This is a genomic window from Streptomyces gelaticus, from assembly GCF_014649535.1.
Taxonomy (GTDB): Bacteria; Actinomycetota; Actinomycetes; order Streptomycetales; family Streptomycetaceae; genus Streptomyces; species Streptomyces gelaticus.
On sequence record NZ_BMTF01000006.1, the window covers coordinates 57,733 to 82,357 of the forward strand.

The window sequence follows — 24,625 nt, forward strand, 5'->3', positions numbered from 1 at the left end:
GCGTTGCATGCTGGCTAGACTGAGGGAATGACAGGACCCCTGGTCCCATTCCGCGAAATCGTGCTCAAAGTGCACAGCAGGTGCGATCTTGCCTGCGATCATTGCTACGTCTACGAACATGCAGATCAGAGCTGGCGTACCCGCCCCAAAGCAATCTCTGACGACGTCATCTTCCGGACAGCTCAGCGCCTGGCCGAGCATGCCAAAACGCATGCGTTGCCCTCCGTGTCAGTGATCCTGCACGGAGGGGAGCCCCTGCTGGCGGGCCCTGCCCGGCTGCGACGCGTCTGTGAAGAGCTCACCTCCGCCTTCGAGGGCGTCGCGGAACTCGACCTCCGCATTCACACCAACGGACTCCAGCTCAGTCCGCGTTACCTCGACCTCTTCGACGAGTTCGGTGTCAGGGTCGGCATCTCCCTCGACGGCGACCGGGCCGCCAACGACCGGCACCGCCGCTACGCCGACGGACGCAGCAGCCATCCCCTGGTTCTCAAGGCCGTCGAGCTGCTCCGGCAGGAGCGCTACCGCCATCTCTACCTCGGGCTCCTGTGCACCGTCGACATCGAGAACGACCCGCGCGCGGTTCTCGACGCGCTCGCCGAGCTCGACCCGCCGCTCATCGACTTCCTGCTCCCGCATGCCACCTGGGACGATCCGCCGCCTCGCCCGGGCGGTTCCCCCACCGCGTACGCCGACTGGCTCCTCACGGTCTTCGACCACTGGCAGGAGCGGGGACGCCCGGTGCCGGTGCGGCTGTTCTCCTCGGTGCTGTCCACACTGGGCGGCGGCCCCAGCCTCACCGAGTCCCTGGGGCTCGCGCCCACCGACCTCGTCGTCGTCGAGACCGACGGCCAGCTGGAGCAGGTCGACTCCCTCAAGAGCGCCTACGAAGGCGCCGCAGCCACCGGTTTCGATGTCTTCACCCATGCCTTCGACGAGGTCGCGGCCCATCCCGGGGTGCGGGCCCGCCAGCTCGGGCTGGCGGGCGTCAGCGAGACCTGCCGGCAGTGTCCCGTCGTGCGTTCGTGCGGAGGCGGCCTGTACACGCACCGGTACCGCTCCACGGGGCCGTCCGACGCATTCGACAATCCGTCCGTGTACTGCGCCGATCTGGCCGCTCTGGTGCGCGGCATCGAGGCTCGCACGGCCACGGCCCTCGCCGCTCCCGCGGTGACCGGTCCCGTCGAACTGGTCGCCGCCCAACAGGACCTCACCCGCACGCTGCTCGCCCTGCTCAACGCCGACATCGGACAGCGCGGCGGCGAACAGTGGGAGGCCGCCTGGGAACTGGCCGCCGGCATCGAGGCGTCCGAGGAAGGAGCCCGCGGCCTGAACGAGGTGCTGGCGCACCCGTACACGCGCACCTGGCTGCTGGATGCGATGGAGCCGGTCCGCGAGCGGTCCGGGGCCGTGGACGTGGTGCACCGGATGTCGGCGTGCCTCGCGTCCGCCGTCGTACGGGCCGGCCTGGATCTGTTCGTACGGGTGCCCTTCTCGGGTGGCCGGATCTTCCTCCCCGGCCTCGGAGAGTTGCGGATGGCGGACGAGGGGGAGAGCGGTGCGGCGCTCCTGATCGCCACCGAGGACGGCTTTCTCGTCCGGCGGGAAGGCGGCGACGCGGCCGAGCGCCGCATCGTGCGGCCGGATGCGGCCGGTCCCGGCTGGCGGCCGCTGCGCCGGATCCCGACACCCGGTTCGGCAGCAGGCTTCGTGCTCGACGACCTCGACCCGTACCGCGACTGCTTCTCCCTGCCCGCCGCGGGCGCGCTCGACGAGCGGGCCGCCGCCGGCCTGGCAGCCAGGATCGGCGAGGCATGGACGCTCATCGGGACGAAGGCTCCCGGGCGCACCGAGGAGATGGCGGGCCGTCTCACCACCCTCACCCCGCTGACCGGTCTGCCCCCGGCGGAGCCCGCCGTGGGCCGGCACGGATACGGCGCGCTGGGGATCGCCCCGGACGCCAGTTCCGAGCAACTGGCGTCCGCTCTGCTGCGCGGTTTCCGGCGGGCCGAATTGCAGGCGCTTCGGGATGTCACGGATCTTTACGCGGCGGACGGCTCCTGGGAACATCGGATGCCCTGGCAGGAAGAAACAGTTCCGTTTTCCCGGTTGCTGACCGACACCTATGAGCGGATGGCGCTGGGGGTTTTCGACCGGCGCTACCTGGAGGGCGTACCGCAGGCCCTCGACGCCCTGGAAGGTGCCGCCGAACTGACCATCGACGGGAAACAGCTGCTGCACCGGATGCGAAAGGAGATCTGAGGATCGCATTCCGGTTGGGCCCGGCCGTCCGCGCGTACAGGACAACTGGGAGAAACAGAGGCAGACCCGGTTCGATCAAGAAATGATCGAGGAAACCTGGGAACGTATGACTGAAAAATGACGTTGAATGACTGAACGTCATGGGGGTGGAGCAACGTCCGCTCCGGAATGATGAATTCGCTCGCATTCACTATCACTCCTCGGGTGCGGGTGCTCACACAGGACGGGGGTCGTGTGCACGCAACAACGCAGCAGCGAGCGGCGGACCATCGGCCGTACTTCTTCTTGAGCTACGCGCATACACCGGGGTACGGCGGCGGAACGGACCCCGACATGTGGGTCGAGCGGCTCTTCCAGGATCTCTGCGGCCATGTGATGGCCCTGACCGATCTCCCCGCGGGTGCGGCCGCGGGGTTCATCGACCGGGAGATACGCTCCGGCGAAGGCTGGTCGGAACGGCTCGGCGAGGCACTGGCCACCTGCCGGGTGTTCGTTCCGTTGTTCTCGCCGCGTTACTTCGCGAGCGAGATGTGCGGCAAGGAGTGGTACGCCTTCGCCCAGCGCGCCATTCATCACCGGGCCCGTTCCAACCAGAACGCCGAGGCGATCGTCCCGGCGCTCTGGGTGCCCGTACCACCCAGCCAGCTTCCGGGGCCGGCCGAGCGATTACAGTTCAACCACCGTGATTTCGGAGACCGTTATGTCAGTGACGGTCTCTACGGGCTGATCAAACTCAAGCTCTTCGAGGAAGAGTACGAGCGTGCGGTGTACGAACTCGCCAAGCGCATCGTCACGGTCGCCGACACCCTGAGGCTCGGCACCGGCCGACCCGTCGACTACCGGCTGGCCCCCAGCGCCTTCGGCCCGCCGGACAGCGCAGTGGGCGGACCGCGTCCCATGCAGGTGACCATCGCCGCTCCCACCCGGCACGACCTGCCCGAGGGGCGCAACGCCGAGTACTATGGCGACAATCCACAGGACTGGAACCCCTACCACCCGGCCGCCGCCCGACCCCTGGCCTATGTCGCCCAGGACCTGGTGCGCTCCCTCAACTACCAGGTCACCATCGCCTCCTTCGACGAGGAGTCCGGGCACTCGGAGGGCAAACAGCCCCCCAACAGACCGGAGATCCTGCTCGTCGACCGCTGGGCCCTGCAGGACGAGGAGCGTCGGAGACGGCTCGCCGCCTTCGACGCCGAGAACCGCCCCTGGGTGACGATGGTCGTGCCGTGGAATCGCGATGACCCCGAAAGCAGAGCCTTCGAGGCCGAGTTGACGGAGAAACTCGAACAGACCATGCCGACCAAGATGCGTCAGGGGCGGGCCTACTGCCGCGTCGCGGCCAAGGGCATACCCAGCATGGACGCCTTCGGACGGATCCTGCCGCAGGTGGTCGAAGTGGCGGCCCAGCAGTACCTGAGACATGCGGCGGTCTACCCGCCCGCCACCGGCGGCGGACACACCGAACGGACACGGTTGATGGGGCCGATGGCGCTGATGAACGACATCCCCGAAACACACGACCCTGCGACGGATGCGGAGGACACGGATGACGGCCGGTCGTGACGGGCGCATCGTCACCTTCTACTCGTACAAGGGCGGCACCGGGCGCACCATGGCCCTGGCCAACACCGCCTGGATACTCGCCGCCAACGGAAAGCGGGTACTGGCCGTCGACTGGGACCTGGAGGCACCGGGGCTCCACCGGTTCTTCCACCCGTTCCTGGACCCCTCGACCCTCGGCGCCACCACCGGCGTCATAGATCTGATCACCGAGTACGCGTGGGCCGCGACCAGTCCCGTCCAGCGCGCCGACGACTGGCACCGCGACTACGCCCGCATCCAGCCGCACGCCGTCTCCCTCACCCCCGAGGCACTCGGCTGGGAATTCCCGCAGGGCGGCACGCTCGACTTCGTCTCCGCCGGACGGCAGAACCGCGAGTACTCCGCGACCGTCTCCACCTTCGACTGGGACAACTTCTACGACCGGCTCGGCGGCGGCCACTTCTTCGACGCCCTGCGCGACGACATGAAGGCCAACTACGACTACGTCCTCATCGACAGCCGGACCGGACTCAGCGACATCGCCGACATCTGCACCGTCCACCTGCCCGACATCCTCGTCGACTGCTTCACGCTCAGCGACCAGTCGATCGACGGCGCCGCCTCCGTGGCCCGGCAGATCTCCGAGCGCTACACCGGCCGTCCCATCTCCATCTTCCCCGTCCCGATGCGCATCGACGAGGGCGAGAAGGAGAAGGCCGACGCCGGCCGGGCACTGGCCCGGCTGAAGTTCGACCGCCTGCCGCGCGATCTTTCCGGCGACGAACTCACCGCGTACTGGGGCGCGGTGGAGATTCCGTACCGCCCCTACTACGCCTACGAGGAGACCCTCGCGACCTTCGGCGACGAGACGGGACTGACCAACTCCCTGCTCTCCGCCTTCGAGCGGCTCACCTCCGTCATCACCGACCAGCAGATCACCTCGATGCCGCCGGTCGGCGAAGAGGTGCGGCTGCGCATCCGCGACGCGTTCACCAGGCGCAGGCCCGCACTCCCCGCCGATCTCTTCCTCAGCTACGTGGCGGAGAACCGGATGTGGGCCGACTGGATCGAATCCGTGCTCACCCGGGCCGGGTTCCGTGTGGTCCCGCGCGACGTGTCCGCCGAGCGGGACAGCGGGGAACCGGCGGAATTCGCCACCGAGAACGCGACCCGCACCGTGGTGCTGCTCTCCAGCGCCTACCTCAAGTCCCAGCGCGCGGTGAACCTCTGGGACCGGGCCGTCGCGGACGACCCCGGTGGTGGCCGGCGCCATCTGCTGCCGCTCAGGGTCGGTGACGTACGGCTCTCCGCGCCCTACATCGACCGCAATCCCGTCGACCTCTTCCGGCTCGACGAGGTGCACGCCACCGCCGCTCTGTTGCGCGCCCTGGACCGGCCCGTGCAGCTCACCGACGCGGTGTCGCCCGGGCCGCGCTTCCCGGGCACCGTCCCCAGGATCTGGAACGCCCCGCCGCGCAACCCCGGTTTCACCGGCCGTTCCCTGGTCCTGGAGCGGATGCGCGACCAGCTCGGCGGCGGCATGGCGGTCGTGCTGCCGCAGCCGCAGACCCTGTACGGACTCGGCGGTGTCGGCAAGACCCAGGTGGCCCTGGAGTACGTGCACCGCTTCATGGCGGACTACGACCTGGTCTGGTGGATATCCTCCGAGCAGACCGACGACGTGGTGGCCGCGCTCGCCGAGCTCGCGGTCCGGCTGGGCGCCCAGGGCGGCGACGACATGTCGGCAGCCTCCCAGGAGGCCGTCGACCTGCTGCGGCGCGGTGTGCCCTCGGACCGCTGGCTGCTGGTCTTCGACAACGCCGACGACCCCGAACGGCTCCGGCGCTACTTCCCGCAGGGGGGCTCCGGCCACATCCTGGTCACCTCGCGGAACCAGGCCTGGTCCCAGCACGGCGACGCGCTGCCCGTCGACGTCTTCCTGCGCGAGGAGTCCATCGAGCACCTCCAGCGCAGGGCCCCGGGGCTGAGCGACGAGGACGCCGCCCAGGTGGCCACCGCGGTCGGTGACCTGCCGCTGGCCGTCGAGCAGGCGGCGGCCTGGATCGCGGAGACCGCCACTCCCATCGACACCTATCTGGAACAGCTGGCCCAGCAGGCCCCCGAGGTCCTGGCGCTCAACCAGCCGGCCGGATACCCGGAGCCGGTCGCCGCGACCTGGAACATCTCCATCCAGCGGCTCAAGGAGCGCTCACCCGCCGCGGTGCGGCTGCTCCAGCTCTGCGCCTTCTTCGCCCCCGAGCCGATCTCCGGGAACCTCCTGTACAGCAAGGAGATGATCGAGGCGCTGAAGCCGTACGACGCCTCGCTCCAGGAGAAGCTGGTGCTGGGCCGGGTCATCCGGGAGATCGGCCGGTTCGCCCTCGCCAAGGTCGACCAGGTCTCCAACTCCATCCAGGTGCACCGGCTCGTCCAGGCCGTCATCAGGGCGCAGCTCACCGAGGAGGAGCAGCGGGACGCCCGGCACGCCGTCCACCGCATCCTGGCCGGTGCCCGGCCCGACGACGAGAACGAGCCGATCGACAACCCCGCGAGCTGGCCGCAGTTCGCCACGATCTGGCCGCACCTCGGCCCGTCCGACGCCCGCAACTGCAAGGAGCCCGAGGCCCGCAGGCTGCTGATCGACCGGATTCGCTATCTCTGGAAGCGAGGTGACTTCAGGACCGCCGCCGCTCTCGGCGAGGAACTGCGTGTCCTGTGGAGGGAGACGCTGGGAGAGCGGGACATCCAGTACCTCTACCTCTGTTTCCACCTTGCCAACGTCTACCGTTCGCGAGGCCGTTATGTGGAGGCGAGGGAGCTCGACGAGATCACCCTGGCGATGCAGCAGGAGGTCCTGGGCCCGGAGCACCCGCACGTGTACATGAGCACCAGCAGCCTGGCGACCGACCTCGGTGTGCTCGGCGAGTACACCAGGGCGATCGAGCTGGCGACCGAAGCCACCGACGGGTTCAACCAGATATTCCACGAGTCGCATCCCAGGACCCTGGCGGCGGCCAACAACCTGGCGTTCACCCTGCGGTCCATCGGGCAGTACGCCAAGGCCAGGGAGATCGACCAGGACGTCTTCGACAAGCGGGTCGAGGTACTCGGCGCGGAGCATCCGTACAGCCTCTCCTCGGCCATGAACCTGGCCCGCGACCTGCGTGACGTCGGACGGTACGAGGACGCGGTCGGCATCCTCAGCCGTACGTACGACAGCTACAAGGCAACGCTAGGCCGGGCCTTCCCCGGCACGCTGAGCGCGGCGAAGAGCCTGGCGGTTTCGCTGCGCCGGGCGGGCAGACTGGAGGACGCCCGCAGGCTCACGGTGGCCACCCGGGCCAGGTACCGGGCCAAGTACACCGCCGCCAACCCGGAGTCGCTGGCCTGTGACCTCAACATGGCGGCCGACCTGTACGCGGCGGGCGAGGCCACCGAGGCCAGGGACACCGCGCAGGATGTCGTCGACCAGTACATGAAGGTGCCGGGGGAGAAACACCCGTACACCCTGGCCGCCCTGAACAACCTCGGCGTCTACCAGTTGGGGGCCGGCGAGGTGGAGGAGTCGGAGCGGGTGCTGACCCGGGTGGTCGCTTCGATGCGGGAGGTGTACGGGCCGGAGCATCCCAACACCCTGTTCTGTGTGATGAATCTGGCCAATGCGACGGCCGAGACGGGCAATCTCGACATCGTGCTGGAGACCGAACAGAAGGTGGCCGGGCAGCTCAGACGTGTCCTCGGGGCGCATCACCCCGAGACGCTGGCCATGATGTCGAACATGGCGGTCACCTTCGACGCGATGGGGCGCAAGGACGAGGCGATGCGGCTGCGGGCGGAAACGGTCGAGGAGCTGTCCCGGCAGCTCGGCGAGGACCACCCGATGAGCCGGATCGCCCGGAACGAGCGCCGGTTCGAGCGTGAACTGGAACCGATGGCGGTATGAGCCCGAGGAGCGTCCGGCGACCGCCGGACGCTCCTCGGCCTGCCCACCCGTCGCTCAGGGCCTGTCCGGGGGATCAGGCTCGGACAGGCCCTGGCAGGCGGGCGGATCCAGCAGCCAGTTCAGGATCCTGGGCAGCGCGTGCAGGGCGTCGAAGTGCGCTGCCGCCGGTTCCACCACGACGGTGGAGTTCGGGATGCGTTCGGCCAGCCAGCGGGAGTGGCCCACCGGCGAGAACACGTCCTTCTCGCCGTGCCACAGCATCACCGGACCCGTGATGTCCGCGGGGTCGAACCCCCACGGATTGCTGAACGCGATCGCGTCGTCGATCCAGCCCCAGGCGGAAGTGCGCAGCCCCTCACGGTAGTTGCGCAGCAGCATGGTGCGGACCCCGGCGTCGTTGACCACCATCCGGTCGGACTCGGTCAGTTCCTGACGCAGTTCGTCGATGAGCCGGACCGGGTTCTTCCTGATCACCGCGGACCGTGAGATGAACGACTCCGCGAGCCCGTCCGGATCGGCCGCGGCGGTGGAGTACGCCAGCACATTGGAGGCGGCCATCCCGTCGAACCAGTCGAGACCGTCGGCCCCCCACGGGGCCAGGCCGACCAGCGCGGCGGTACGGGTCACCCGCTCGGGCATCAGCGCCGCGCAGGCCAGGGCGTGCGGGGCGCCACCGGACCGGCCCACCACGGCGAACCGCTCGAGACCGAGGTGGTCCGCGATGGCCCGCACGTCCTGCACGGCATCGGCGACACATCGGCCCGGCAGCCGGTCGGACTCGCCGTAGCCCGGCCGGTCGTAGGTGATCAGCTGGGTCTTGCGCTGGTACAGGACCATGCCGCGCGGAGCCGGACCGAGCCTGCTGCCCGGCATCCCGTGCAGCAGGAACACCGGTCTGCCACGGGGATCCCCGAGACGCTCCACCACCAGATGCCGCCCGTCCGCCGCGCGCACCCGACTACGCACTTGGCGCCTCCTCCGTATGGTGCGGGCACCGCGTGCCCGACTTCTCCCCACCCAATGTGATGATGGCTCATCAGAGCTCTTACCGTGTACGGGAGTTGGAAACCAGCAAGATGCCATGAGCGGCCTTGTGACGACCTCAGCACCCGTACTGATGTCCTCACGCCACCGTTCCCCCGGCGCCGATGACGACCGTCCGTGCCCACTTGGGCGGGGCGCCCGGGTGGTAGCGGGGATCGTCCTCGTCCCACACCCGGGGGAACAGGCTCACCACCGTCCGGCACGACGGCTGTGCGCTCGGCCAGGGGGTCTGGCCGTCGGTCAGGACCACGACGACGTCGGGTCGCGGCTGCAGCCGAAGGGCCCGGGCGAAGCCCGAGCGCAGGTTCGTTCCGCCGCCGCCCACCAGGGGGATTCCCTCGGCGCGGCACAGCGGGCGCGCGACCCGGGCCGCCGCGTCGCACGGGAGGACGGTGACCAGGTCGCGGCGGCCGCCGACGGCGCGGGAGATCGCGGCGACCTCCAGGAGCGCGCTGCCCAGTTCGGTGTCACTGACCGAGGCGGATGTGTCGATGACCACGGCGATCTTGTCCAGGTCCGGTGCCCCCGGTGCGGCGGTCGGGACCGTCGGCGCGTCCGCGGTCATCGGCGGGCCCTCGCGGCGGCCGCCTCCCGGTCCGCCCGCCGGGACAGGGACACCGCCCCGGCGAGCTGTTCGATCGACGCCGGTACGTCCCAGTCCTCCTGGCGCAGCGAGGCGAGCGTGGTCGCGGGGACGACCACCACGTCCGGGGCCCCGGTCTCCAGCGCCCGGACCAGGAGCGCCCACCGGGGATCGTGAGGCCCGGTCAGGCGGGGTTCGAGCCGAACGGCGGCCGCTCGCCGGTGAGTTCCTCCGGTTTGCGGCGCATGGCGACCAGGAGTGTGACGGCCGTGCCCGCCACCGCCCACGCGGACAGCACCAGCAGGGAGCCGGTGACCGCGTTGCCCTTGAAGTAGGCGATCGAGCGCGCGACCCAGGTGCCCGCCCCGGGCGGCAGTGCGGGACCGATCGCCCGCCAGAAGTCCGGGATCATCGGCAGCGGGTAGGCGCCGCCGGCGCTCGGGTTGCCCGCGATCACCACGATCAGGACGGCCAGGCCGATGCCGACGATGCCGGTGAGGGCCTGGAGGGCGAGGGTGATCATGCCGACCGCGAAGACGGTCAGCGCGCCCAGGCCGGACAGACCCCAGAAGCTGCCGGGCAGGGCGCCGAGGACCGGGCCGATGATGATCGCGCCGCCGATTCCGCCCACGATCGAGTACAGCGCCATGACGCCGGTCCGGATCACCGCGCGCTGACGGTTGGCGGGCTTGGCGCCCGCGCTGATCGCCAGGATCGAGGCGCAGAGGTATCCGCCGACGCACCATCCCACGACCAGGTAGAACGACGAGATCCCGTTGAAGTCCTGGTCGGAGGCGGGGGCCACGTCCACGGTCCGTACGGTGCGCTGCTGGGTCCGGTCCACCTCCGTGATGATCTTCGTCAGAGCGGTGGCCAGCGAGGCGCCGCCGCCGGAGGCGACGAGAACGGTGTCGGTCGTGCCGGTGGGATTGACGATCAGGGCGCCGTCGATCTCGCGATCGAGGATCTGCTCGCGGGCCGTGGCCGCGTCGGCGACCGTGCGGGGGTCCAGCGGGCCGCCGGGGAGATTCTTCAGCTCGGTGAGGAGCTGCGCGGAAACCTGCTGGGGCGCGACGAGGCCGAAGGGCACGTCCGTCGGCTTCGGTTTGTGCAGCGCCCCGACGTAGGACGCGATGAACAGCAGCTGCAGCCCGAGCACACCGATGACGAGCAGTGCGGCCCGTGGAGTGACGGCGTTCTTCACCTCGTCAGCGAAAGTCATGTCCCCACGCTCCGGGGCGTCGGCCGTTCGTGCAGTCGGGGCTGGGCCGAATGGCTGACCGCCGCCCTTGCGGTCACCGGTCCGGGGGCCGGGCAGCCCTTCCGCGCTCCAGGTATCGTACGAATGTTCGAAACTTGGTCTATGGTGGAGAGCGGGGGTGGTGAGTACGGATCGGTTCAGGAGGTGCGGGTGCCCGGGTTCACGCATCTGCATACCGTTTCCGGGTTCTCCCTGCGGTACGGGGCATCGCACCCGGAGCGGCTGGCGGAGCGCGCCGCCCAGCGGGGGATGGGCGCTCTGGCGCTGACCGACCGGGACACGCTCGCGGGCGCGGTCCGCTTCGCCAAAGCCTGCGAGAGCGCCGGGGTGCGACCGCTCTTCGGGGTGGAGCTCGCGGTGGACCCCGCGGCGGCGGAGCGTACGAGAGAGGGCGGGCGTACGCATCGGCTGCGGACCCCGGTCCGCGGCGGCGCCTTCGTCGACGAATCCGCACCCCGGGCCACCTTCCTCGCCCGGGACGGCGCCCGGGGCTGGGCGGAGCTGTGCCGTCTCGTCACCGCCGCCCACGGTCCCGTGCCCGACGGAGCGGGACAGCCCCTGGTCGGCCGGTCCGCACTGCCCGCCGAAGGGCTCATCGTGCTGCTCGGCCCTTCCTCCGACATCGGCAGGGCGCTGGCCGCCGGCCGCCCGGACCGGGCCGCCGCGCTGCTCGCCGGCTGGCGGGAGGTCTACGGCGACGACCTGCGCCTCGAAGCCGTCCATCACGGCCGCGAGGGCACCGGGCCCGGATCGCTGCGGCTCGCCGCCCGTACCGTCGGCTTCGCCGCCGAGCAGGGAGTGCGGGCCGTGCTGACCAACGCCGTCCGGTACGCCGACGCCGGGCAGGGCCCGGTCGCCGATGTGCTCGACGCGGCCCGCGGACTGGTGCCCGTCGACCCCCGCCGCGCCCCGCTCGACAGCGGGGAGCGCTGGCTGAAGGACGCCCGCGCGATGGCGGAGACCGCCGGGCGGATCGCCTCGGCCGCAGGTCTCGGCCGGGACGCCGGGGAGCGGCTGCTCGCGGAGACCCGGCGCACCGCCGACGCCTGTGTCGTCGACCCCGCGGGCGACCTCGGCCTCGGCTCCGTCCACTTCCCCGAACCGGAGCTCGTCGGCGCCGGACGGCGCACCGCCCAGCGGGTGCTGGCCTCCCGGGCCGCCGCCGGCATGGTGCTGCGCGGCTACGACCGCAGGCGCGACTACTGGGAGCGGATGCATCAGGAGCTGGACATCATCGCGTACCACGGTTTCGCCTCCTACTTCCTGACGGTCGCTCAGGTCGTGGATGACGTGAAAGCGATGAAGGTGCGGGTCGCCGCCCGGGGCTCCGGCGCGGGCTCCCTGGTCAACCACCTCCTCGGGATCGCGCACGCCGACCCGGTCGAGCACGGGCTGCTGATGGAGCGCTTCCTGTCCAAACGCCGCTTCGTGCTGCCCGACATCGACATCGACGTGGAGTCCGCCCGCAGGCTCGACGTCTACCGCGCGATCATCGGGCGCTTCGGCACCGAACGGGTCGCGACCGTCGCCATGCCCGAGACCTACCGGGTGCGCCACGCCATCCGGGACGTGGGCGCCGCGCTCTCCATGAACCCGGCCGAGACCGACCGGCTCGCCAAGGCCTTCCCGCACATCCGGGCCCGTGACGCCCGTGCGGCCATGGAGGAACTGCCCGAACTGCGTGAAGTGGCACGGGAGAAGGACCACTACGGGCGGCTCTGGGAGCTGGTGGAGGCGCTGGACGGACTGCCGCGCGGCATCGCCATGCACCCGTGCGGGGTCCTCCTCTCGGACGCCACACTGCTGCGCCGCGCCCCCACCGTGCCCACCAGCGGCGACGGCTTCCCGATGGTGCAGTTCGACAAGGAGGACGTGGAGGACCTGGGGCTGCTCAAGCTCGATGTGCTGGGTGTGCGGATGCAGTCGGCGATGGCGCACGCGGTCGCGGAGATCGGGCGGGCATCGGGGCAGGACGTGGACCTGGACGCGGTGGAGCCGGACGACCCGGAGACGTACCGGATGATCAGGAGCGCCGAGACGCTGGGCTGCTTCCAGATCGAGTCCCCGGGCCAGCGCGATCTGGTCGGCAGGCTCCAGCCGGCCGGCTTCCACGATCTGGTGGTCGACATCTCGCTGTTCCGCCCCGGGCCGGTCGCCGCCGACATGGTGCGGCCGTTCATCGAGGCCCGGCACGGCCGGGTCCCCGCGCGCTATCCGCACCCCGATCTGGAAGGACCGCTGCGCGAGACGTACGGAGTGGTCGTCTTCCACGAGCAGATCATCGAGATGGTCGACATCATGACCGGCTGCGGCCGGGGCGAGGCCGACCGGGTGCGGCGCGGGCTCTCCGACCCCGAATCGCAGGGCCGGATCAAGGTGTGGTTCGCGCGGCGGGCGGCGGAGAGGAAGTACGGCGCCGAAGTGATCGCCCGGACCTGGGAGATCATCGAGGCGTTCGGCAGCTACGGCTTCTGCAAGGCGCACGCGGTCGCCTTCGCCGTGCCGACGTACCAGTCGGCCTGGCTCAAGGCGCACCACCCGGCGGCCTTCTACGCCGGGCTGCTCACCCATGACCCCGGGATGTACCCGAAGCGGCTGCTGCTCGCGGACGCGCGGCGGCGCGGGGTGCCGGTGCTGGGACTGGACGTGAACCGTTCGTCGGCCGCCCATCGAATCGAACTGGTGTCCGATGGTGGGGGAGGGAAGGGCGTCTGGGGGGTGCGGCTCGCGCTCTCGGACGTCCATGGCATCAGCAAGGCCGAGGTCGCCCGGATCGAGGCCGGGCAGCCCTATACCTCGCTGCTGGACTTCTGGCAGCGGGCCAGGCCGGGCAGGCCGACCGCCGAACGGCTGGCCCGGGTGGGCGCGTTGGACGCGTTCGGCGCCAACCGGCGCGATCTGCTGCTGCACCTGTCCGAACTGCACCGCGCCCAGCGGGGCGCGGGCTCCGGCGGCTCCGGCGAGCAGCTCCCCCTCGGCGGCGGGCACCGGACCGGCTCCATCGGCCTGCCCGACCTCAGCGACGCGGAACGGCTCAGCGCCGAGCTGGGCGTGCTGAGCATGGATGTCTCCCACCACCTGATGGACGATCACCACGCCTTCCTGAAGGAGCTGGGCGTGGTCTCCGCCAAGCGGCTGCGCGAGGCACGGCACGGCGAGACCGTGCTGGTCGCGGGTGCCAAGGCGGCCACCCAGACCCCGCCGGTCCGCTCCGGCCGCCGGGTCGTCTTCACCACCCTGGACGACGGCACGGGCCTGGTCGACCTGGCCTTCTTCGACGACAGCCACGCCGCCTGCGCGCACACCGTCTTCCACTCCTGGCTGCTGCTGGTGCGCGGAGTGGTGCAGCGGCGCGGACCGCGAAGCCTGAGCGTGGTCGGCTCGGCCGCCTGGAACCTGGCGGAGCTGGCCGAACTGCGGCGTACCGGCGGACTCGACGCGGTCGCGGACCGGCTGGCGGCAAAACCCCCGTCCGGGGAGACCCAGCCCGAGGACGCGAACGGGGCCGGTGACAACGGCCGCCGCATCCAGCTGCCGACGGGGTACGAGATGAACCCCTGGTCCGACCTCCAGCCGCCCGGCGAAGGCGTCGCCACCGGCAGGAAGCTGTGGCACCGGAGCCCGGGGAGCGCGGGATGAGCACCGCACCCGGCGCACCGGGAATCCTCTGCCTGCGGTTCTGCAAGGTCGGCGGCGGCCTTCCGGACAGCGCCGGCTACGAGGGGCTGCTCGCCCTGCTCGGCGCGTTCACCCCGGTGGTCCAGGCGGTCCCGCCCGACGGGGCGCTCGCCGATGTGCGCGGCGCGCTGCGCTGCTTCGGGCAGGACGCGAAGGGGCTGGCCTCGGTGATCCGGATCCGCGCGCTCGCCCTGCACGGCGTGGACTGCGCCATCGGGGCGGCGGAGAACCCGATGCTGGCCCGGATGGCGGCACGGCAGGCCGCGCCCGGGACGACCTTCGTGGTGCCCGGCGGCGGGGGAGCGGAGTTCCTCGCGGACCGGCCGGCCGCGGCGCTGGACGGCGTCGGTGCGGCGACGGCCCGCGCCCTGTGCGGATACGGGCTCGACTCCGTCGGCCGGATCGCGGCGGCCCCGCTCGGCACGTTGCAGCGGATCACCGGCGTACGGACCGGGCGCGAACTGTGGGAGCGGGCGCGCGGCATCGACCGTACGGCCGTCGTGCCGGGGGCCGCGGCCCGGTCGATCACCGCCGAACGGTCCTTCCCTAACGACGAGCTGGACCGGGAACGGCAGCGCCGCGCGCTCATGTCGCTCACCGAGGAGCTGGGGGCCAGGATGCGCGGGGACGGGCAGGTCTGCCGCGGCCTCGCGGTCTTTGTGCGCTACGCCGACCGCACCGGATACGCGACGCTGACCCGCAGCCGTACTCTCCGGGAACCCACCGCCCACTCCGCGGAGCTCACCGCACTCGCGTACCGGATCCATGACTCGTTCGCCCTGCAACGGGCCCGGGTGCGGGGGATCGGGCTGCGCGCCGAGGGGCTGACGGAAGGCGAGCGGGCCACGCACCAGCTCTCCTTCGACCCGGCTGACGAACGGGCGCGCCGGATCGAGGCGGTGGCGGACCGGCTGCGGGCCAGGTACGGCCCCCGGGCCGTGATGCCGGGGCGTCTCGCTTCCTGAGCCCCCTCGGCACTCGACCTCCCCGGGATCCGGCTCTGCACGAACGCCCTGATGTGGGAGAACCGGCGGATCTGTCCGCGCTACGGCTACGAGCTGGTGGAGCGGCGCACGGGCGGCCCGTACGACCGGCTCCACTACCGCAAGCCGTTCACGATCCGACCGGCGGGGCGCCACTGTCGGTGGCGGCTGGCACGATCTACCCATGACGACGATCGACTGGGACTCCGCAGCCGACTCCTTCGACGAGGAGCCCGACCACGGGCTGCTCGACCCGGCCGTCCGGCACGCCTGGGCACGGCGGTTGGAGAGCTGGCTGCCCGGCGAGCGCTCCGCGGTGCTCGACCTGGGGTGCGGCACCGGGAGCCTGGCCCTGCTCGTCGCCGGCCAGGGGCACCGGGTCACCGCCGTCGACCGCTCCCCGCGCATGGTGGAGCAGGCGCGGGCCAAGCTCGCCGGCACGGGCACCGAGGTGCTCACCGGCGACGCGGCGCGGCCGCCGGTCGGCAAGCAGCAGTTCGACGTGATCATGGTCAGACACGTGGTGTGGCTGCTGCCCGACCCGGCCGCGGCCCTGCGCCACTGGTTCACCCTGCTGCGGCCGGGCGGCCGGCTGATCCTGATCGAGGGTGTCTGGGGCGGCGTAGGCCTCAGTGCCGAGCAACTGACCGTACTGCTCTCGGAGTTCACTGAACGGATCCACCACGAACGGCTCTCCGGCGATCCGGCGCTGTGGGGCAGGCGGGTCGACGACGAGCGCTACGCCCTGGTGGCCCGCGCCCAGCCTCCGCACCGGCACACCGAGGTCGTCGATGTGCATCTGATCCTCCGTCGCGGCCCCGAGGTCCTGCTCGCCCGCCGGGCCGATACGGGGTACGCGGACGGGCTGTTCAACGGCCCGTCCGGGCACGTCGAGGACGGCGAGGACGTCCGCGAGGCGATGATCCGCGAGGCCGCCGAGGAGATCGGGGTCGAACTCGGCCCGGACGAGCTGCGGGTCGCCCTGGTCATGCAGCACCGCGGCCCCGGCGGCAGACCGAGGACCGGCTGGTTCTTCGAGGCGGAGTACGACCCCGGGCGCGAGCCGTACAACCGCGAGCCGGACAAGTGCTCCGGGCTGGCGTGGTTCCCGCTGGACGCCCTGCCGGACGACATGGTCGCCTACTGCCGGGCGGCGCTCGACGGCTACCGCGCGGGCGAGCACTTCCTGATCCACTGGCACGAGGACGGCGACACCGTGGCGTACCAGCCGCACGGCACCCGCCGCGCCGTTCCGCTGCCGGCCGGCGGGGCGGGCACCGGCGGGGTGCACCACATCGAGCTGTGGGTGCCCGACCTCGCGGCGGCCGAGCGGGGGTGGGGCTGGCTCCTCGGCGAGCTGGGCCATCTTCCGTACCAGCGCTGGGAACACGGGCGGAGCTGGCGGCGCGGCGACAGCTATGTGGTGGTCGAGCAGTCGCCCGACCTGGTTCCGGGCCCGTACGACCGGCGCCGTCCCGGGCTCAACCACCTCGCGTTCCACGTCAGTGACCGGGCCACCCTCGACGCCCTGGTGGCACGGGCCCCGGAGCACGGCTGGCGGCCGCTCTTCGAGGACCGCTACCCGCACGCGGGCGGTGACGGCCACATCGCCGCCTATCTGGAGGACGCCGCGGGGTACGAGGTGGAGCTGGTCGCCGGAGCCCGGCAGGTGCGTACGGCACCGGAGGAACCGGCGCCGTACACCGATGCGTGGGCCCGGCGCCGGGACTGAAGGACGTCCGGGCCCGGCCGGCCGGGCCCGCTTCAGAGGACCGGGATGCGGCTCCAGGGACGGGCGGACTCGATGGCCTGCGCGACGCGGAACACCGTGGTGTCGTCATAGGTCCGTCCGACGACCTGCACCCCCGTCGGTACGCCGGTCGAGGCGAATCCGGACGGCACGCTCAGCACCGGGCAGCGACTGGCTATGTTGAACGGTGTGGTCATCGCGGATTCCAGATAGAAGTCCAGCTCGACGCCGTTGATCACGACCTTGGCAGAGAGGTGGTCGTCGTCCGCCCCGAGTGCCGGGACGGCGCTCGTCGGGCACAGCAGGACGTCGTAGCGGTCCAGCAGCACACCGAGCGTCGTCTGCACCCCGGCTTCGAGTTCGAGGCCCTGGAGGAAGCTGCCGGGCTCGCGGACGGCCTCGGCGGCCCGCCGGGCGAAGTCGAGCGCATAGGTGGTGAGCAGGTCGCCGTGCTCGGCGGCGACCGAAGAGATGTACGGGCCGAAGATCGAGCCGAAGTGAATCATCGCGGCCCGCATCACGTCCGCCCGCATGATGGGGACCTCCACCTCCTCGACGACGGCCCCGGCCGCGCGCAACGCCTCCGCGACCGCACGGGTGTTGGCCTCGACCTCGGGATCGACCGGCCAGTCCCCGAGGGTGACCGAGAGGGCCACTCGCAGGCCCTCGGCGCTCTCGAACCGCTCGGGCAGGACGAGTTCGGACCGCAGCGAGACGGCGTCCAGCGGGTGGGGCCCCGCGATGACGTTCTCCAGCAGGGCGCAGTCGGCGACGGTGCGCGCCATCGGGCCGTCGTGGCAGTACGTGTCGAGGTTGAAGGGCGCCATCGCCGGCACGCGCCCGTAGGGCGGCTTGAAGCCGACCGTGCCCGTGTACGAAGCGGGGATGCGGATCGAGCCGCCGATGTCGGAGCCGGTCGCGAGCGTCGTCTCGCCCGCCGCGAGTGCGGCGCCCGCACCGCCCGAGGAGCCGCCCGGAGTGAACTCCGTGTTCCACGGGTTCCGGGTGACGCCCCACAGACGTGACTGGGTGTAACCCGCGCAGCTGAACTCCGGCGTCGTGGTCCGGGCGTGCACGATGCCGCCGGCGGCCTGGACCCGCTCGATCACCGGGTGCGTGCGCTCGGCGATCTCCTCCCGGAACGCCAGCGAGCCGTCCGTGCTGAGGCGTCCCGCGATCGGCTGCTCCTCCTTCGTCGCGACGGCGAGGCCCTCCAGCGCGCGGGGTGCTTCGCCCTTGCCCCCGTAGCGGGCCTCGGCCTCGCGGGCGGCGGCGAGCGCCTCCTCGAAGGTCTGCTCGGCCAGGGCGTTGATCTTCGGCTCGACGGCTTCCGCACGCGCGATGATCGCGGTCATCAGCTCGACCGGTGAGAGGGAGCGGTCACGGAAGCGGCGCAGGGCCTCGGTGGCGGGCAGATGGGCGAGGTCGGTGAGGTCGGTCATGTGAGGGTCCTTTTCGATGAACCGGAGGGACGTGGGAGTCGTCCGCTGGGGTGGCCGGGGTCCGGCGGCGCGCCCGTCAGGAGGCGGAGTACACCCGCGCTCCCCCCACGTAGGTCTGCAGGACCCGGGCCGTGTGGATCTCCTCGGCCGGCCCGGTGAAGATGTCCCGGTCGAGGACCACCAGGTCGGCGAGGTGACCCGGCCGCAGCGTTCCGGCGTCGTCCGTGCCGTTGACGTGGGCCGAGCCCGCCGTGTACGCGGCGACGGCGGTGGCGAGGTCGAGCCGCTGCTCGGGCAGGAAGACCCGGCCGTCGGTCGCTCCGGGCTGCATCCGGTTGACGGCGACATGGATTCCGGCGAGCGGGTCGGGGCTGCTCACGGACCAGTCGCTGCCTGCCGCGAGCGTGGCACCGGCCCGCAGCAGGGAACCGAAGGGGTACTGCCAGGCGGCGCGCTCGGCGCCCAGGTAGGGGATGGTCAGCTCGTCCATCTGCGGCTCGTGCGAAGCCCAGAGCGGCTGGATGTTGGCGATCGCCCCGAGCGCGGCGAATCGCGGGATGTCGTCGGGGTGGACCACTTGCAGGTGGGCGAGGTGGTGCCGGGTCGCACGGCGGCCGTTGGCGGTGCGGGCCGCCTCGACCGCGTCCAGCGCCTCGCGCACCGCGCGGTCGCCGAGAGCGTGGAAGTGCACCTGGAAGTCGAGGGCGTCGAGCTCGGTGACGTACGCGCGCAGCGCGACCGGGTCGACGAAGCTCAGGCCGCTGTTGGCGGTGGCGCAGCCGCAGCCGTCCAGGTAGGGGGTGGTCATCGCGGCGGTGAAGTTCTCCGCGATGCCGTCCTGCATGATCTTCACCGACCCGGCCCGGAACCTGCCGTGGGCCAGCTTCTCGCGGCGGGAGGCCAGCTCCGGGATCTGGTCGGCGCCCCGGGCGCGGTCCCACCAGAGCGCACCGTTGACCCGGGCGGTGAGAGTTCCCTCGCGGGCGGCGGTGAGATACGCGTCGGAGGGGTCGGGCTGGCCGTTGAACACGCCGAGCAAAGCGTCCTGCCAGCCGGTGATCCCGAGCGAGTGGAGCAGCCGCTGTGCGCGCAGCAGGCCGTCGAGGCGGTCGGCGGCGGTCTTCTCGGGCACCAGCCGGGCCACCAGACCGGTGGCGCCTTCCTGGAGGACGCCGCTCGGTGTGCCGTCGGCCTCGCGTTCGATCCGGCCGTCGTCGGGGTCCGGGGTGTCCCGGCCGACGCCCGCGAGTTCGAGCGCGCGGGTGTTGGCCCAGGCGCCGTGGTGGTCGCGGTTGACCAGATACACCGGCCGGTCCGGCACCACCGAGTCGAGCAGCTGCCGGGTCGGAAGGCCGCCCTCGAAGCTCTCCAGGGACCAGCCGCCGCCGGTGATCCAGGTGCTGTCGGGGTGGGCCTGGGCGAACTCGCGGAGGCGGCGCAGGTATTCGTCGACTCCCACGGTGCCGCTGAGGTCGCACTCGGCGAGCTCCAGGCCGCCGTAGACGGCGTGGATGTGGGAATCCTGGAAGCCGGGGAGCAGCAGCTTGCCCCTGAGATCGACCACTTCGGTCTTCGGGCCGATCAGTTCCCGTACCTCGTCATGGCCGACGGCCGAGATCCGTTCCCCGGTGACGGCCAGGCTGCTCGCCCGGGTGCGGGCGGCGTCGCCGGTGTGCACAGGGCCTTGGGTGAAGACCAGATCGGCCTTGGTCATGGGAGGAACTCCTGGTGGTTCGGTGGTCCGAGGGGGGACTGCTGGAGGGAACAAGGTGTCACGGTCCGCACTGCGCGTCAGCGGTGCGCCGGTCACACGGCGGTGCTGGGCTCGCCGCCCACGGAGGGGCAGCGGGCAGGGAGGAAGTAGGGCGACCGGTGGTGCCAGCGGGCCCAAGCGGCGGCCAGCAGCCCGGAGCCGATCATCAGGACCGGGACGAGCAGCGCGAACCATCCGTTGTCGGCGGAGACTTCGAAGTGGTCGGTGGAGCGGTAGAAGGTCCAGGCGAGGTAACCGCCGGTGGCGAGCAGCGTGAGCGCGCCCAGCACCGGACCGACGACGGCGCGCAGGGCCTCCAGCGGTGAGGTGCGCAGCAGGTGGCGGAAGTGCACCGCGGCGGCCGCGGCGGTGAGGGCGTAGTAGAGGGCGACGACGATGCCGATCGCGTTGACGGCGGCGAAGATCAGATCGTTGACGGTGGGGATGACCAGCGCCAGCGCGGCGAGGGCCAGGGCGATCGCGGTGATCAGCAGGGTGCCGACGGCGGGGGTTTTGTGCTTGGGGTGCAGCCGCGTCCAGACGGGGCCGAGAACGCCGTCGCGGCCCATCGCGTACATCCCGCGGGCGGTGGGGATGACCGAGGCCTGGAGCGACGCCACCGCGGAGAACATGAGGGCGATGAGCGGCAGGGCGGCCAGCGGCTGCTCGGCGAGCTTGGTGCCGAAGTAGGCGAGTCCCTGGGCGCCGTTGTCGGCCAGTTCGTCCAGGGGCAGGACCCGCTGGAAGGCGGTGCCGGCGAGCAGGAACAGGAGCAGCATGACGGTCAGCGCGATGAACCCGCCGCGGGAGGCGTCCCGCGGGTCGCCGACCTCTTCGCCGACGCTGAAGACCGATTCGAAGCCCCAGTAGCAGAAGACCGCGAGCATCATGCCCTGGGCGAGGGCGGCGGCCGAGGGGATGTCGAAGGGGTTGAACCACTGGAGCGAGAAGGGCTGGTCACCGGCGAACAGACCGTAGCCGCAGAACGCGAGCAGCACGCCGTACTCGAAGATCAGCAGGTACTTCTGGAGACGCGCCGCGAGGTCGAGTCCGCGTACCGCGACCAGCGCGGCGGCGACCAGGACGGCCATGCCGAGCAGGGTGGACTGGAAGGTGGAGTCCGGATCGAGGGTCAGGCCCCCGATGCTGTGGAGGGTGGCCTGGCCCAGCAGCTGGATGATCGCCGAGCCGGTGACCGTGGTGGTGTAGGCCATGAACACGATGGTGCCGACGACGTTGACCCATCCGGTCAGGAAGCCCAGCCAGGGACTGAAGATGCGGCCGACCCACTGGTAGCTGCTGCCCGCGTTCGGTTCGACGCGGTTGAGCCGGCCGTATCCGCCGGCTATGCCGAGCACCGGCAGGAAGGCAAGCAGCATGATCGCCGGCAGGTGCAGGCCGACGATGGCTGCCATCAGGCCGAGTCCGATGCCGATACTGCTGGTGGCCGCGGTGCTCGACGCGGCGAGGACGATGCCGTCGACGACACCTATGGACTTGCGCATCGCGGCCTGCGGGGCCTGGTCGCCGTTGTCCGGCGTGGTGCTTTCGTTCTTCACTGGTACCACCAACAGTCGTCGCCTGGCTCAGGGGGGGAGGTGACCGGAGGGCCCGGATGGCAGGCCATGAAACCGGCACCCTCTTCACACGTCAATGGTGTTGTCATAAGCTCCGCGCCATGAACGAGCGCGTGGTTCCGGAGCCGAAGCGGCGGCGCAGAAGGCCGACGAAGCAGGGCACGGTGCTGTCCGAACAGGTCATCGTGGAGACAGCCCTGAGGCTGGTCGGCCGGCACGGTGCGGATGCTCTGACGGTCCGGCGGCTGGGCGCCGCACTGGGTGCCGACCCCAGTGCGCTCTACCGGTACTTCCACAACACCGACGATCTGCTGCTGGCGGTCGCGGACGAGCTCATCGGCCGTGCCCAGCAGGGGTGGCGGCCCACCGGTGAATGGCGCAGCGACCTGTGCGAAATGGGGCTGCGCGTCCATGCCTCGTACCAGGCGCACCCGCAGGCCGCTCTGCTGGCGGCGCACCGGACGACCGGGCGGAACAACGAGATGCGGGCCGTGGAGGCGATTCTCGGCATACTCCGGTCGGCGGGCTTCCCCGACCCGGAAGCGGTACGGATCTACCACGCCTTCGTGGACCAGGCGCTCGCCTTCGCGGCCCTGGACGCGGCCGCCCTCGCCCTGCCGGCTCCCGCGCAGGCGGCCGATCTCCAGGTGTGGAAGCACCGCTACGGGCGCCTGGACGCCAACGACTACCCCCATATCGCCGGCACCGTGCGGCTGCTGGCCGCCGAAATGACGCTCAGCGGCTATCCGTTCGCGCTGGAACTGCTCCTCGACGCCGCCGAGGCGAGGCTGCCCGAGGCCGCGGGCGAGGGCGGCTGAGCCCGGACCGGGGGCGGGGGAGCGGGCCGGGCGGGTTTATGTCAACGGCGTTGGCGTCCGCCGGCCGGGGTTCCGGTGGCCGGAGCCCCGGCGGACGGGCGGTGGCTGCGGGCGTCAGACCAGCAGCGACGCCAGGCCCTCCGTGCGGGCCAGCCGCTCCAGCTCGTCCAGTGCCCGGCGCGCCGCACCGGCCGCCGCCGGATCGCGTTCGGCGAGACCGCTCTGCTCGAACTCGTCCTCGTCCAGCCGCAGTACGGACGAGCCGTCCGCCGACACCCACAGATCGAGGTCCAGGTCCTCCACCAGGAGCTGCCCGTCCCGCAGCACCGCGGGGCGGGTGATGTCGCAGTACCAGCCCTTGAGTCCGCCCCCGCCGGTACGGACCTCCTTCACGGCGAACCAGCGGTCGCGCCAGTAGTGCTCGGTGAAGACATCGCCCGGCTCGAACCGGACGAAGCCGAAGTCACGGACCCCCGGCGCCGCCCACGGCGCACGCACCGTCACCCGGACCCCGTCGTCGCGGACCACGTCCGCCGGATACCGGATCTTGGTCCGTCCGGCCTTCACCAGGGCGACCAGCAGCGCGGTGTCAGCCGAGCCTGCGGACATGGCGTACCTCCGTGGCACAGATCTCGTAACCGAACCACCGGTTGACCGCCAGCATCGGGCCGTTGTCCGCGTCATTGCCGGTGTACGCGTCCGTGTACCCGGCGGCGCGCGCCCGGTGCAGCGAGTCGTTCTTGGCGAGCTTGGCCAGGCCCCGGTTGCGGTACGCCCGGCGGGTGCCGGTCATCCCGGACATGTACCGGGTCAGGCCGTCGGTCCGGGCGGCGCTGAACGCCGCCACCTCCCCGTCCACCACCGCGACCGAGGTGAGCTCGTGGTCGAGCGCGGGGTTGCGCCAGGTGTGGTTGAGCCAGTCCTCGTAGTCGGACAGCTCCATCGGGGTGTCGCTCGGCTCGTCGGCCGTGGTCTCGGCGTCCGCCTCGAAGAGCGGGCGCGGATCGTCCGCGAAGTCCGCGGCGGTACGCAGTTCGACGCCCGACGGCAGCTCCTGACGGGGCGGCAGCGACCCGCCCGCCAGATCGAGATGGAGGAAGTGCGCCGGACGGCTCGGCGCATAGCCGCGCTTCTCGGCGAAGGACAGGTTCGACGAGGTGTCGAGCACCCAGGTGTAGACCGAGGTCGCGCCCTCCCGCGCCAGGTGCTCCTCGGCCGTGCGCAGCAGCAGCGCACCTGCGCCGCGCCCGGTGCGGTCCGGATGCGTGTACGTGTTGCAGAACCCCTGACCGGGTTCCGGGCTGTCGTGGACGAGGCCGACCTGCGCGGTCCCGATGAGCTCCCCGTCCTCCTCGGCGACCAGCAGCCGGGAGCGCTTGTCCGGGTGGGCCGAGGCCAGTTCGAAGGTGACGCACTCGGGCGTCGTCACCATGAAGGGCAGGGCGGCGCGCCGGACCCGCACCCAGTCCTCCGCATCTGCGGTGAGGAAGTCGCGAACGATGACAGTCATGCGCCGGACGTTACGCGTCGGCCGCCGACGGCCGCCCCTGAATTTCCGGCGGCGGGACGGACGTGGGGGAGAATCGGGGCGTGACCCTGAAGATCGTTCTTGATCCCGATGCCGGGACCGCCCCGTACGAGCAACTGCGCACGCAGATCTCCGAACTGGCCCGCTCCGGCGCGCTGCCCGTCGGCTTCAGACTTCCGACGGTACGCGGCTTCGCCGAGGAGCTCGGCCTCGCCGCGAACACCGTCGCGAAGGCGTACCGCGCGCTGGAGGCCGACGGGGTGATCGAGACCCGTGGGCGCAACGGCACCTTCGTCGCCGCCGCCGGTGACGCGGCGGACCGTCATGCGGCGGCCGCGGCGCAGGAGTACGCGGAGCAGGCGCGGCGGCTGGGCCTGTCCCGGGACGAAGCACTCTCCCTGGTGCAGGACGCGGTACGGGCGGCGTACGGGGCGGGGTGAGCCCGGAGTGGGGCGGGC

General features: G+C 71.4%; 16 protein-coding genes and 2 pseudogenes. 9 read left to right on the forward strand and 9 right to left on the reverse strand.

What is annotated here, in order from left to right:
* Positions 1-27 precede the first annotated feature (27 nt).
* From fxsBH to fxsT, 3 genes are all read left to right on the forward strand, one after another.
* Positions 28-2,262 (forward strand): radical SAM/SPASM protein FxsBH, inactivated beta-hydroxylase extension form, encoded by a 2,235-nt coding sequence (fxsBH, locus tag IE107_RS10870; RefSeq protein WP_189543515.1) that lies wholly within the window; start codon positions 28-30, stop codon positions 2,260-2,262.
* Between the two features lie 210 nt (positions 2,263-2,472).
* On the forward strand, positions 2,473-3,828 hold the full coding sequence (fsxC, locus tag IE107_RS10875) for an FxsC protein (RefSeq protein WP_373302429.1): 1,356 nt from the start codon (positions 2,473-2,475) through the stop codon (positions 3,826-3,828).
* On the forward strand, positions 3,812-7,750 hold the full coding sequence (gene fxsT, locus IE107_RS10880; protein ID WP_189543517.1) for an FxSxx-COOH system tetratricopeptide repeat protein: 3,939 nt from the start codon (positions 3,812-3,814) through the stop codon (positions 7,748-7,750). The genes fsxC and fxsT overlap by 17 nt, the downstream gene beginning before the upstream one ends.
* A gap of 54 nt (positions 7,751-7,804) precedes the next feature.
* Here fxsT and IE107_RS10885 read toward each other — a convergent pair whose 3' ends face one another.
* The 4 genes and pseudogenes from IE107_RS10885 to IE107_RS10900 form a co-directional block, all read right to left on the reverse strand.
* The gene (locus IE107_RS10885; RefSeq protein ID WP_189543518.1) at positions 7,805-8,716 is read right to left on the reverse strand and encodes an alpha/beta fold hydrolase; all 912 of its coding nucleotides are present in this window, start codon (positions 8,714-8,716) and stop codon (positions 7,805-7,807) included.
* Between the two features lie 157 nt (positions 8,717-8,873).
* Positions 8,874-9,299, reverse strand: a pseudogene (locus IE107_RS10890) (VWA-like domain-containing protein); the annotation flags it as partial.
* Between the two features lie 56 nt (positions 9,300-9,355).
* On the reverse strand, positions 9,356-9,499 hold the full coding sequence (locus IE107_RS10895; protein ID WP_373302423.1) for a hypothetical protein: 144 nt from the start codon (positions 9,497-9,499) through the stop codon (positions 9,356-9,358).
* 62 nt (positions 9,500-9,561) lie between these two features.
* Positions 9,562-10,599, reverse strand: a complete 1,038-nt coding sequence (locus IE107_RS10900; protein ID WP_189543520.1) for a DUF3533 domain-containing protein — start codon at positions 10,597-10,599, stop codon at positions 9,562-9,564.
* A 141-nt stretch (positions 10,600-10,740) separates the two neighbouring features.
* On the opposite strand from IE107_RS10900, the gene IE107_RS10905 reads away from it, so the two are divergent.
* The 4 genes and pseudogenes from IE107_RS10905 (at position 10,741) to IE107_RS10915 (ending at position 17,031) form a co-directional block, all read left to right on the forward strand.
* Entirely contained in the window at positions 10,741-14,277 is a 3,537-nt protein-coding gene (locus IE107_RS10905; protein WP_189543521.1) for a DNA polymerase III subunit alpha, read from the forward strand.
* Positions 14,274-15,281: a DNA polymerase Y family protein gene (locus IE107_RS10910; protein WP_189543522.1), complete on the forward strand. Its 1,008-nt coding sequence runs from the start codon at positions 14,274-14,276 to the stop codon at positions 15,279-15,281. Before IE107_RS10905 ends, IE107_RS10910 begins: the two co-directional genes overlap by 4 nt.
* A gap of 9 nt (positions 15,282-15,290) precedes the next feature.
* Positions 15,291-15,425: pseudogene (locus tag IE107_RS34800) on the forward strand (GNAT family N-acetyltransferase); the annotation flags it as partial.
* A gap of 58 nt (positions 15,426-15,483) precedes the next feature.
* Entirely contained in the window at positions 15,484-17,031 is a 1,548-nt protein-coding gene (locus IE107_RS10915) for a trifunctional class I SAM-dependent methyltransferase/NUDIX hydrolase/VOC family protein (RefSeq protein ID WP_189543523.1), read from the forward strand.
* 32 nt (positions 17,032-17,063) lie between these two features.
* Here the strand turns inward: IE107_RS10915 and IE107_RS10920 are convergent, their stop codons facing one another.
* The 3 genes from IE107_RS10920 to IE107_RS10930 form a co-directional block, all read right to left on the reverse strand.
* Positions 17,064-18,491 carry an amidase gene (locus IE107_RS10920; RefSeq protein WP_189543524.1) on the reverse strand — a complete coding sequence of 476 codons (1,428 nt, stop codon included), beginning with the start codon at positions 18,489-18,491 and terminating at the stop codon, positions 17,064-17,066.
* 76 nt (positions 18,492-18,567) lie between these two features.
* Positions 18,568-20,205 (reverse strand): amidohydrolase, encoded by a 1,638-nt coding sequence (locus tag IE107_RS10925; RefSeq protein WP_189543525.1) that lies wholly within the window; start codon positions 20,203-20,205, stop codon positions 18,568-18,570.
* 92 nt (positions 20,206-20,297) lie between these two features.
* The gene (locus tag IE107_RS10930; protein WP_189543773.1) at positions 20,298-21,749 is read right to left on the reverse strand and encodes an APC family permease; all 1,452 of its coding nucleotides are present in this window, start codon (positions 21,747-21,749) and stop codon (positions 20,298-20,300) included.
* Between the two features lie 173 nt (positions 21,750-21,922).
* On the opposite strand from IE107_RS10930, the gene IE107_RS10935 reads away from it, so the two are divergent.
* Positions 21,923-22,639, forward strand: a complete 717-nt coding sequence (locus tag IE107_RS10935) for a TetR/AcrR family transcriptional regulator (protein WP_189543526.1) — start codon at positions 21,923-21,925, stop codon at positions 22,637-22,639.
* 114 nt (positions 22,640-22,753) lie between these two features.
* On the opposite strand, the gene IE107_RS10940 is transcribed toward IE107_RS10935, so the two are convergent.
* Positions 22,754-23,248 (reverse strand): ribonuclease FAU-1 family protein, encoded by a 495-nt coding sequence (locus IE107_RS10940; RefSeq protein WP_189543527.1) that lies wholly within the window; start codon positions 23,246-23,248, stop codon positions 22,754-22,756.
* Positions 23,229-24,149, reverse strand: a complete 921-nt coding sequence (locus IE107_RS10945) for a GNAT family N-acetyltransferase (protein WP_189543528.1) — start codon at positions 24,147-24,149, stop codon at positions 23,229-23,231. The genes IE107_RS10940 and IE107_RS10945 overlap by 20 nt, the downstream gene beginning before the upstream one ends.
* An 80-nt stretch (positions 24,150-24,229) precedes the next feature.
* Between IE107_RS10945 and IE107_RS10950 the strand changes: the two genes are divergently transcribed.
* Complete coding sequence (locus IE107_RS10950; protein ID WP_189543529.1) at positions 24,230-24,607, forward strand: GntR family transcriptional regulator; 378 nt, start codon at positions 24,230-24,232, stop codon at positions 24,605-24,607.
* The last annotated feature ends 18 nt before the right edge of the window (positions 24,608-24,625 follow it).